Source organism: Gemmatimonadota bacterium (assembly GCA_026705765.1).
GTDB lineage: Bacteria > Latescibacterota > UBA2968 > UBA2968 > UBA2968 > VXRD01.
This window is the reverse complement of sequence record JAPPAB010000143.1, coordinates 1-10,875: the sequence shown is the minus strand read 5'-3', so window position 1 is coordinate 10,875 and position 10,875 is coordinate 1. Positions and strand designations below refer to the sequence as shown.

Sequence of the window (10,875 nt, the reverse complement as noted above, 5' to 3'; positions counted from 1 at the left end):
CTCGCATTTGGCCGTAGTCTTCGACACGCCAGAGCCGACGTTTCGGGACAAGATATACAAAGAATACAAGGCACAACGAGAAAAAATGCCCGAAGACATAAGTGGCGCGCTGCCCTACATCGACCAAATGTGTGAAGCGTTCAACGTGCCCGTCATCCGCAAACCGGGTTATGAAGCCGACGACGTAATCGGCACACTGGCAAAAGAGGCTGAAAAATTCGGGTTTACAACATATATGGTAACCCCCGATAAAGACTACGCACAACTCGTCTCAAACAAAACATTCATCAGCAAACCCGGACGCACGGGCGACGGCGCTGAGATCCTGGGCGTTTCAGAGGTACTGGAACAATGGGAAATTGAGCGCGTAGATCAGGTAATAGACATGCTGGGGCTAATGGGCGATTCGAGTGATAATGTGCCGGGCGTACCGGGCATAGGGCCAAAAACCGCACAAAAATTGATCGCGCAGTACGACAGTGTGGAGGGATTGCTCAATCACGTCGATGAATTGAAAGGCAAACAAAAAGAAAATGTAGAGACATATAGAGAACAGGCATTGTTATCAAAGGAACTGGTCACCATCCACCTCAACGTACCGTTGGACTTTGGATTAGATGATCTCGCAGTGAAAACACGAGACGAACAAAAATTGAAAACCCTGTTCGCAGAATTGGAATTCAGCACACTGGGCAAACGGCTATTTGGAAATGATTTTAATATAGATCAGCAACAAATCTCGCTCTTCGGCGATGAAACAGCGGTAGCGGGCGTATCAACACACAAAACCATTGCGGATGTCGAACACACATATCACCTCGTGGATACGCCGGAAAAGCGCGCAACATTGATCGAAAAATTGACGCAGCAAAAGGCGTTTTGTTTTGATACAGAAACAACGGGACTAAACCCGAGAACGTGTGAAATGCTCGGCCTCGCCTTTTCATTTCAACCGCACACGGGATATTACGTGCCAATGCCAGAAGACCCGGAAAAAAATAAGGCAGTATTAGAAGAATTTCGCGGCATTTTGGAAAATCCGGACACCGAAAAAATCGGGCACCATCTCAAATTTGACCTCGCCGTGTTATTGTGGCAAGGCATCAGGGTTCAGGGACCTGTTTTTGATACCATGCTCGCCGCTTATGTGACCGCACCCGAAATGCGTCTCAATATGAATTCTCTATCGCAGGCATTACTGGGTTATGAACCCATTAAAATTGAGTCTTTAATCGGAGAAAAAGAAAAAGGCAAAGAACAAAAAACCCTGCGCGAAGTCCCCCTGGACAAAGTCGTAGAATACGCAGCCGAAGATGCGGACATCACCTTGCAACTGTCCGAAGTTCTGCGTCCGAAAATCAAAGAAATGGGACAAACGCGCGTATTTGAAGACATAGAATGCCCGCTGGTATCTGTACTGGCGCAAATGGAATACGAAGGCATTCGCATGAAAGCATCTGTAATTGAGGCACTTTCGGAAGAAATGAAAGATGAATTAGCCGCCATCCAAAATCGCATTTACGACCTGGCTGGTGAAACATTTAACCTGAACTCACCCAAGCAATTGGGCGATATCCTATTTGAAAAATTAAAACTCGACCCCAATGCACCGCGTACTGGTAAAACAAAGCAGTATAAGACAGATGAATCAACTTTACAACGGTTGGAGCACAAACACGAAATAGTAGAACAAATTTTGGATTATCGGACGTATGCAAAATTGAAATCGACCTATCTGGATATGTTGCCGGGAACCATCTTTAAGAATACCGGACGCGTCCACACGCATTACGAGCAGGCCGTCACAGCCACCGGGCGGTTGCAATCGCATGGACCGAATCTACAAAATATTCCCATTCGCACGGAAAAGGGACGCGAAATTCGCAAAGCCTTTGTACCTCGCAATGAAAATTACACGCTCTTGTCAGCAGACTATTCGCAGATAGAATTGCGCGTAGCGGCTGAACTCAGTCGCGATGAAGAGATGCACAGGGCATTTCGAGAAGGTCTGGATATCCATGCGGCAACCGCAATGAAAATTTACGGATTGGACGAACGCGATGTAACCGACGACATGCGCCGGCAGGCAAAAACTGTAAACTTTGGCATTATTTATGGAATTTCTGCCTTTGGCCTGGCGCAACGCCTGAATATTCCGAGATTTGAAGCCGGTAATTTAATCGAGCAATATTTTGAGCAATTTCCCGGCGCAAAAAAGTACATGGATGACACCATTGACTTTGCGCGAGAACACGGATATGTGGAAACCATGACGGGACGCAGGCGATATCTGCGGGATATCCACTCGCGCAATGCCACCACGCGCAAAAGTGCCGAGCGCAACGCAATCAACTCGCGGATTCAGGGCACAGCGGCCGACATGATTAAAATTGCGATGCGCCGCGTCCAGGATGCCTTGTTTGAACGGGACTTAAAAACGCGCATGCTGCTACAAGTACACGACGAACTCGTCTTTGACATGCACAAAGACGAAGCCGATATCGCGATGCCCCTAATCGAAGACGCGATGAAGAATGCCCTGCCAATGTCCGTGCCAATTGTCGTGGAAATGGGCATGGGAAATACCTGGCTGGAAGCGCATTAAAAAATGGAAAACACATGTTCAACTGGCTGAAAAAAATATTCGCCCCTCCTGTCGAACACCTGCCGCAACTCGAAATGTTTCGCGACCACCTCAACAACCTGCCCGAAATTCAGCACATTACCGGCTATGCCACGCGCACCTATCGTTCGGGTGACGAAGTCGCCTGGTGTCGCATCATGGAAGGCAATGTGGGCAGCAACTGGACAACGGAGAAATGCCGGGCACAATTGACCAGCGATCCCCGTTTCCAGGCTGAAAACCTCTTTTTTATCACCCACGACGACGACCCCATAGCCAGCGCGTGTGCCTGGAAAATACCCGGCCAATCGCCGGAAACGGGCGAAGTTCACATGGTTGCCGCACACGCAGACCACCGCGGCAAAGGACTCGGGCATTTGCTCAACGCCCTCGTCCTCCATCGCTTAAAAGATCTGGGCTATCAAAAAGCACATCTCAAAACCGATGACTGGCGCCTACCGGCCATCAAAACCTACCTCGACGCGGGCTTCCAACCCCTCAACACCCACGAAAGCCATCCCGAACGCTGGGAAGCCGTATTCGCCCAGCTAAAAATTAAAAAATAACCTCCTCACCCCATCAACGCATCATACCCCATCCCCATCACCTCCTTGACGTGCTCCAGCGTGCGTTGCCCTTCAATACGCGCTCTCGAACCGCCCAGATTCAAAATATCGCGCACCAGATCGGGCTGTTCTTCAAAACCCTTGCGACGTATCCGAAACGGCGTCATAAAATCATTCAGCACATCTGCCAATTCGCCTTTACACGTCGTACAGCCAATCGTCCCACTCCGACATGCTCTTGCCACCTGCTCGGCATTCTCTTCATCAAACACCTCTCGATAGTGAAATGCCGAACACACATCGGGATTTCCCGGATCAGTTGCCCGCACCCGCCCCGGATCGGTAACCATATTCATCACCTTTGCCCGCACAGACGTATCTTCATCCGACAAATCAATGGCATTGCCATAACTCTTCCCCATCTTGCTCTGACCATCCGTACCCTTCAAGCGCGTGCCATAAACGCCATCGGGAAGGGGAAACACCTCGCCATAAATCCGATTAAATCGCGCAGCCACGTCCTGCGCCAGTTCAATATGGGGTCTTTGATCTGGCCCCACCGGCACATATCGCGGACGAAAAAGCAAAATATCCGCCGCCTGAGACACCGGATATCCCACAAACCCGTAAGGCACCCGATTCCCCAACCCCATCTTACCCATCTCTTCCTTAACCGTTGGATTCCGCAACAAACGCGGCAACGTCACCAAATTGGAAAAAATCATGGTTAACTCTGCCAGTTGCGGCACCTGTGATTGCAAAAAACAAACGCTTTTTTTGGGATCAAATCCCGCCGCCAGATAATCCAGCACCATTTCTCTGACGTGACGCTCCAGGTCCTCTGTCCGGTCCCTATGCGTCGTCAGCGCCTGATAATCAGCAATCATAAAAAAACACTGAAACTCATCCTGCATCTCAAACCGATTCTTCAACGACCCGACATAATGCCCCAAATGCATTTTACCCGTCGGGCGATCACCTGTTAAAACAATTGTGCGACTCATCTCTGTTCCTTTCTTTGAACTATTAAAAATCCATAATTTCCAAAAAAAAGCGCGCCACCTTCCGGTAGCGCGCGGTGCAAACAAACAAAGATCGCCAGATATCCGGTGGTGGACATACATCTCCCATTGCGCCTGTCCACCACCAGCGTCTGCCAACATTAAACAGCTCTGTCATCGCACTCAAAAACATCGCATACCTACTACAAAAAAAACCGCCGTCAAAAAGCTGACGGCGGTCAATTCAGAATTCTCAAATAAATACAATCCGTCAGCAAACCCACACAGCGGCACGCCACCAACCACGGACGGTTTCAGACACACGGGGAGCCAGCACCCTATCGGGCGTCGCATCAGTTAAAGTGTGATCGTACATAGTCATAACAAACTCCCGTAATATACCGCCGAAGAAAATAACGACTTCCCCCCCCCAAGTCAAGCCGTTTGATTTTCTTTAACTCACGAACCGAAACGAGTACAGCTTTGCCGACCGCATCACGACGCGAAGCCGCAGCGGTCCTCGATCCGTGGGGATCCGGCGGCCAGCCCCCTGCCACGACACGCCTGCCTTGATTGCATTGGCGACAATCGTCTCGCACGTCTTCAGCGTGTAGCCTTCCACGGGGCGCCCCTCTTCGTCCTGCAGTTCGACCAGCAACCAGCCGCCCCCGCCACAATCCACATTCAACTCGAGCGCCTGGCCGTCGAACGCCAGCGGCGGTGTCACAAACTCTCCGCCAGAGAGAGACGCATCCGCCGAGATAAAACCATCCCGCCTCAGGATCGCCCGGAACAGACCGGTGTTCCAACCGTCGCGCACCTCATCATTGTGCCGACTTCCCCTCCCCGAATAGTAGATCCACATCTCGGTCTCGGTAAGCACGGGCCAGACATTGGCCATCACCATACCACCCGATGGTCCCCCATCCAGCCCCCGGCGGATAAACGGCTCCCGGTCTCCCTGACGCGACCATATAATCCCATCACGGCTCGTGAGGAGCCGAACGTCCATCGTGGCCGGGAAATCGGACGCTTCCCAATGGTAATAAGCGGCAGGCATCATAAAGTACGCATCATCCGCCTCGGGATGCTTGTAAACTGCGTTCGTGTAATAATCGACCTGCGGCCTATCCATTGACCGGGGAGGCAGAGGAGCTTCCAGGTCCAGCGCATCTCCCTCCAGGACGATCAGCGTGGGCTGCGACCAGGTCTTGAAGTCGGGCGACGTGATCCGGCCAACGGACCGATACCGCTTTCCGAGCTCCATTTCCGCCGCCTCGTCCCGTCGCTGGGTTTCGTGTACCCGCGTATAGCCGACGTAGAGGTCCAGGCTGTCATCCCAGAAGAAAACATTCTGGGTGTCGCACATCTGGTCGGGCGGATTCGGCTGGCCCTCATCATACGTCCAATGGATCCCGTCGGGTGAGTGCATAGCCCAAAGCCCCGGCTGAACACCGGCCTCGATCTCGTCATCCCTGGGATAGTACTTCGACCAGAGCCGGTAGCGCGAATCAGCGGGCGCGCGTTCGTCTATATAGACCGTCGCGCCCTGCATACTCTGACGCTCATCCAGCGGGGCAACGATGTTGTTGGCAGTGCTACCCTGGAACGGGACGAGGTGCATCTCTGGCTTCTGCCAGGAGACTCCGTCTTCGGACTCCGCATAGCAGAGACGAACCGCCCCTTCCTGCGGACCTCCCGATTTCATCTGTGCGCCGTACCAGAGCCGGAAGTGCCGTTCCCCTTCCCGGATCACCGTGTTGTACGCCCCAATCCCAAGCTTCTCCCAAGGCTTGTCCGCCCGGAGCACTGGCTCGGGGGATTGCAAAGGCGGATTCATACAGATATTGATGCCAGAGGCCCGATCGAAGAAACGCGCGTCGATGAAAAGCTGTTTCCGGCTCCCGACATGGACTGTAGCGGCCATGAGATACCCCTTCCTGTTGTCGATGCTAACTACAAAAAGTTTGCCTGATTCTGATCCTGTACATCCTTACTCACACGCAAGAGCGGCCAACAAAGCTTTGATATACCCGACTGAGTAGGCGAGCGCGTGGGTATTGCCAGCAGGCCCATCCCCTTCAAGCGTTGGATAATGGTCGGGATTCAGACAACCGTCGTAACCCACCCGCTTCAACTCGCGCAGGATCTTGAACATGTTCATATCCCCATCGTCGAGCAGGACCTCTTCGAACGCACCGGCGGTTGCAAAGCTCGCCCGTACATTTCGAAAGTGAATCTCGAAGAGACGTCCCTTTCGCCCGTAGTTGTGAATCTCGTCCAGAACGAGTGGAAGTCCTCCTGCCTCCGCGCGTGTCCCGCAACAGTAGAGATAGCCGACACACGGGTTCGGAAAGGCATCGATCACCCGGTGGAATCCCAGCCCGCCGAAGAGCGCATCCTGCGTCGGCGGGTCAGAAGGATGCATCATCAGCCTGACGCCTGCGGCTTCCGCGACAGGCACCAGCCGTTCGTAAGCCGCACAGACGCGTCTCCACCGCTGCTCCCGCACTGCTATGGCCGGCGGCTCGTCCCCTTCTGCGAGTGACAGACTGTCCCCTCGGGCAAGGTACCCGCCGCGGTGCGATGCCCGATAGTGTCCAATCATCCAGGGATCCGTGGAATAGTCGAAGTGTACCCGTCCAAGAGGATAGCCTGCTTCGCCAAGGACCCGGACGGACTCGCACGCGACGTCGAGATCCTCCTCAGCACCATCCTCTTCGTCCATGAACCGCTTCGATAAACCGGGCAAACTGATGCGATTCACCTGCAGACCCCAGGAATGAACCCGTTTCTTCATTTTCAGTGCCTCGTCCAGATCGAAGACACCACGGTCATCGGTCGGCAATGGCAGGGCATCGACGCAATCGACGCCCAACTGAGTCAACTGGCGCAACGTCGTATCGGACGGATCTTGACACCAGGTAGCTACTTTGATCATGGGAGACCTCCTAAAGATGTACATCTGAGTGGGGAGAATCGTGGACTGAACGTGAGAAGCGCTACCCCCCTTCTGGATGGCGGCCGCCGAGCAATTGAAGCAGGCGGTCGCTGGCAGACACCCGCGCATCTTCGGGAATGGGCACCCGGTTCATCCATCCGAACCGCCGGAACGCCCAGTCCACCGCGTACTGAGACTGCATCAGGTACCGCGTGCGATCCGACCTGTTCGGCGCCCCCCGGTGCCAGCACTGCGGATCCTGCACATAGATGTCTCCTGCCTTGCAGAAAACGGATACGGGACCACGCCCCTCGAACTCCGGATTCTCCTGACTGTTCGGATCCTTGCCCGAAAGGTGGCTTCCAGGGACGTACTGTGTGGGACCATGTTCGATCCGCTCGATATCACTCAGTGCCATTTGCACGGTAATCCAGAGCACTGGCGGTCGAATCCGGGGATCGTGACGGGGCACGCTCTCCGGGACGGGAAAGTGGACCGCACCATCCACGTGCCACCTTTCGATCGCCACGCCGGACTGGTTTCGCAGCACATTCTGTCCACAGAAGCGGCAGTTGGGTCCGACAATCGCCTCAGCGAGGCTCAAGATCGGTTCCCGAAGAAGCATCTCCCTGAAAATTCCGTCCAGCGCGATCGTGTTTCGCAGGATAAACGGTTGATCCCCCTCGCCGTGCATTTGCACGTAGCGGCGGTCGTGCAAGCCGGGGTCTTCCTCTTCCGCAAGCACAGGATCGTCGAGAAGCGCATCCGTTCGGTCTCGCAGCGCCTGCATTTCACCAGCTTCGAGCACGCCGGGGATATGCGCGAAACCGTCCCTGTGGAAACGGTCGATGATCTCCTGGGTAGTCTCTTCTCCGAAAGGCTCGCCGAATTGGATCGGACTCGACAATGGAATCCTCCTTGAAATGGCCTGAAAGATACGTCCGGCTTCGTCCAAACGGAACCGGAATGTATCATCAAAAAAATAATACCTACAACAACTCAAGTCAAAACGTTTGATCTTCTTTTTTCCCTGCAAGCTCCCCATAAGACAACTCGCACGTCCCCGTATCGCACGCCACGCGGCCTGAAAGGTGGCGATACCGCGCAATCAATGCATATCCCGCCCGAAAAACGAGATTCAAAACCGGCACGCGGTACAACCATGCAAACAAATGGAAAGGCGGCAGCCTGCGATAGATTTGATACACGGCATCCGCACCCACATAAATATCCTCTTTGCCCACCACCAGACGCATACCCGTATTAAAATCCGACGACGCCAGCTTTGGAAAATGGTCTTCAATCCCCTGCGTCTGCCTGGGCAAATAATCAAACTGACTGCGCTTGTCTTTCTTTTTTATACGGCGAACACTCCAGATACAAAAACGACATTCGCCGTCATATACAACAATCGGTTTTTCCATCACGCCTCCGCGAAAAACCTAACTCCTCGGATAAAACACATCCACCAGAGTCTCCACATCATCCCATGCGCACAAAAATCGCTCTTCAAATCCGCGATGGATATTGTGCTCGACCTCTGTCTCGTCGGGCAACGGGAACACAATCGTCTCTCGATCGGCCTCAATAGACGCATTCACCGCCAGACTCATCTCCTGATCCAACCGCCCCATCGCAGCACCGTAATCTGGCTCGCGATCTTCTCGAACGGCATTGGCGATACTCAACAACTCATCTGCCACGGCCACTTGCCCTTCACTCAGTGCATAGTTTGCAAATGGATTCTCCCACGCAATCGCGCCGCCGGGCAACTCATAGCGAATCTCGCGCAACACATTTACCCCATCTACCGTTTCCGTCACGCGCACGGGTTCATAAGCCACGCCCTGTGCGCCGGTTTCCAATTCATCCTTTGGGACAACATAGACATTGCCATCCACAATGCTACCCGCTGTTCCATCAATCTCATCCATACCCGCTTGCTTGCGCCCGAGTGAACGCGCGTGAATCACATTGGAATACACCATCAGCGCGGCCACATCATTGTCAAATTCCAAAAAACTCAAACTCCATCTTTCCAACTCGTGATGCCGCTTCATGCGATCTATATGTGGAATCACAGGCGTTGTATGGCTCAACCCAATCACCTGCCTGGGATTGCCGCCGGCCAGCACGCGCAACAAACTCATCCCGTGATACCCCCCCTCGTGACATATCCGATAGATCCGTCCAATCTCCCCAATGACATCTGATACGAGCACCTTCTTCTTTAACCGCTCAATCGGCGCGCGATAATAATTCTCGGCCACCTCCAGATAAACGCCCGCATCTCGCGCCGCTCGAATCATCATATCTGATGCCGGTCGAGTCATAGCAATAGGCGTCTCCACAACCTGATGCACACCCGCTTGCGCCAAAAAACAGCAAATCGCATGGTGCGCCACGCCTGGCACCACCACATCGGCAACATCGATATCTTCATTATCGACCAGGTCGCGCACACTCGTATAAGCCCTTACCCCGTGTTCTGCTGCCAAACTCTGGGCTGTTTCCTCCTCCTTATCGCAAATGGCAACAAAGTCAAAAACATCTGCCAACTGCACAATCACGGGCAAATGCGCCCCTGCGCCGCGCCGTCCAGCGCCCACAAGTGCAATTTTGAGACGATCCATAACATCCCTCCAATAAAGTTTGTTTTCGCCATTCTGCTACCGGTCTAACATCAATCTGCTTGCGGAATTTTTATCTTAACCTATCTTTGCGATAAATCAAACAATAATCAACACAAAAGAGGAGCAGGTCATGTCGCAAAACAAAACCATTGGGGGTGGGGGCTTTCACCACGTTGCAATTCGCGCCCACGACTTTGAAGCATCCGTAAAATTTTATACCGAAGCGATGGGATTTCAAAAAAAAATTTCCTGGGGTGAAGGCAAAAGACGCGCCATCATGCTCGACACCGGAGATGGGAATTACCTCGAAATTTTCGCCAATGGCACAGACGAACCCAAACCGGAAGGGTCCATTATTCACTTTGCTCTGCGCACCAGCGATTGCAACGCTGCCATAGAACGCGCCAGAGCAGCCGGTGCCCAAATCACCGTAGAACCCAAAGACGTCGAAATTCCCAGCGAGCCCCACAAAACCCCTGTACGCATCGCCTTTTGCAAAGGTCCCGATGGCGAAATCATCGAATTTTTTCAAAACGAATTGACGTGATCAACTTACATTTGCCGGGGAAAAGGAAAAATCATGAACAAAATTATACCTGTTTTGTGTCTGATATTCGCAATCGCCGCATGCGGTGACGACAATCCCGCCGATTCGGGCCGACCCGTAGTCAATCAAACATTTAATCTGTCGAGTGGATCAATTGAAGACTTTAGCTTTACCGTTGACACCGACTTACAGCAAAACGTCATCCTCCAGGGCGAATTTAGCGTTGAGAACGGCACCATTCAGATGGCTGTTATGGGCGAAGACCAGTATCAAACCTGGATAGAAGGGGGCACGCCCACAGTGCTCTACAGCCCGGGCGAAACATCTGGAGAAACCTTTCGCTTACCCATTTACGACAGTGACACCTACTACATCGTTTTTCGCAATGCGGGTGCAAATACCGTAACAGTCGAAGCCGAAATTTTCCTGCTCAGTACTACCGAACAAGATGTTTAGACTACCTGGGAAAATGCCTTCCCGTGCTTATCAGATATGCGTCACCTGAAACGCATTTCTATCCCTATTTTCCGATTGACGAGACAAGAAGAACCAGTTATAATTACT

At 52.8% G+C, this 10,875-nt stretch carries 10 protein-coding genes; 4 read left to right on the top strand and 6 right to left on the bottom strand.

Features of this window, described 5'->3' with window-relative positions:
- Both polA and OXH16_18860 read left to right on the top strand, forming a co-directional pair.
- Window positions 1–2,605, top strand: a 2,605-nt coding sequence (polA, locus tag OXH16_18865; GenBank protein ID MCY3683465.1) for a DNA polymerase I, incomplete at its 5' end; no start/stop codon positions are given.
- Between the two features lie 14 nt (window positions 2,606–2,619).
- Window positions 2,620–3,189, top strand: a complete 570-nt coding sequence (locus OXH16_18860; protein MCY3683464.1) for a GNAT family N-acetyltransferase — start codon at window positions 2,620–2,622, stop codon at window positions 3,187–3,189.
- Window positions 3,190–3,194: 5 nt separating this feature from the next.
- Here OXH16_18860 and trpS read toward each other — a convergent pair whose 3' ends face one another.
- The 6 genes from trpS to OXH16_18830 all read right to left on the bottom strand — a co-directional run bounded on the left by trpS (window position 3,195) and on the right by OXH16_18830 (window position 9,764).
- Entirely contained in the window at window positions 3,195–4,193 is a 999-nt protein-coding gene (gene trpS / locus OXH16_18855) for a tryptophan--tRNA ligase (GenBank protein ID MCY3683463.1), read from the bottom strand.
- 451 nt (window positions 4,194–4,644) lie between these two features.
- Entirely contained in the window at window positions 4,645–6,117 is a 1,473-nt protein-coding gene (locus OXH16_18850; protein MCY3683462.1) for a hypothetical protein, read from the bottom strand.
- Window positions 6,118–6,183: 66 nt separating this feature from the next.
- A complete protein-coding gene (locus tag OXH16_18845) occupies window positions 6,184–7,131 on the bottom strand; it encodes a mannonate dehydratase (GenBank protein MCY3683461.1) in 948 nt (315 codons plus the stop codon).
- Between the two features lie 61 nt (window positions 7,132–7,192).
- Window positions 7,193–8,134, bottom strand: a complete 942-nt coding sequence (locus OXH16_18840) for a phytanoyl-CoA dioxygenase family protein (protein MCY3683460.1) — start codon at window positions 8,132–8,134, stop codon at window positions 7,193–7,195.
- 1 nt (window position 8,135) lies between these two features.
- Window positions 8,136–8,555, bottom strand: a complete 420-nt coding sequence (locus OXH16_18835) for a DUF393 domain-containing protein (GenBank protein ID MCY3683459.1) — start codon at window positions 8,553–8,555, stop codon at window positions 8,136–8,138.
- Between the two features lie 18 nt (window positions 8,556–8,573).
- On the bottom strand, window positions 8,574–9,764 hold the full coding sequence (locus tag OXH16_18830; GenBank protein ID MCY3683458.1) for a Gfo/Idh/MocA family oxidoreductase: 1,191 nt from the start codon (window positions 9,762–9,764) through the stop codon (window positions 8,574–8,576).
- A 130-nt stretch (window positions 9,765–9,894) separates the two neighbouring features.
- Here OXH16_18830 and OXH16_18825 point away from each other — a divergent pair, with 130 nt between their 5' ends.
- Both OXH16_18825 and OXH16_18820 read left to right on the top strand, forming a co-directional pair.
- On the top strand, window positions 9,895–10,311 hold the full coding sequence (locus OXH16_18825; protein MCY3683457.1) for a VOC family protein: 417 nt from the start codon (window positions 9,895–9,897) through the stop codon (window positions 10,309–10,311).
- A gap of 33 nt (window positions 10,312–10,344) precedes the next feature.
- The gene (locus tag OXH16_18820) at window positions 10,345–10,767 is read left to right on the top strand and encodes a hypothetical protein (GenBank protein ID MCY3683456.1); all 423 of its coding nucleotides are present in this window, start codon (window positions 10,345–10,347) and stop codon (window positions 10,765–10,767) included.
- Window positions 10,768–10,875: the final 108 nt, after the last annotated feature.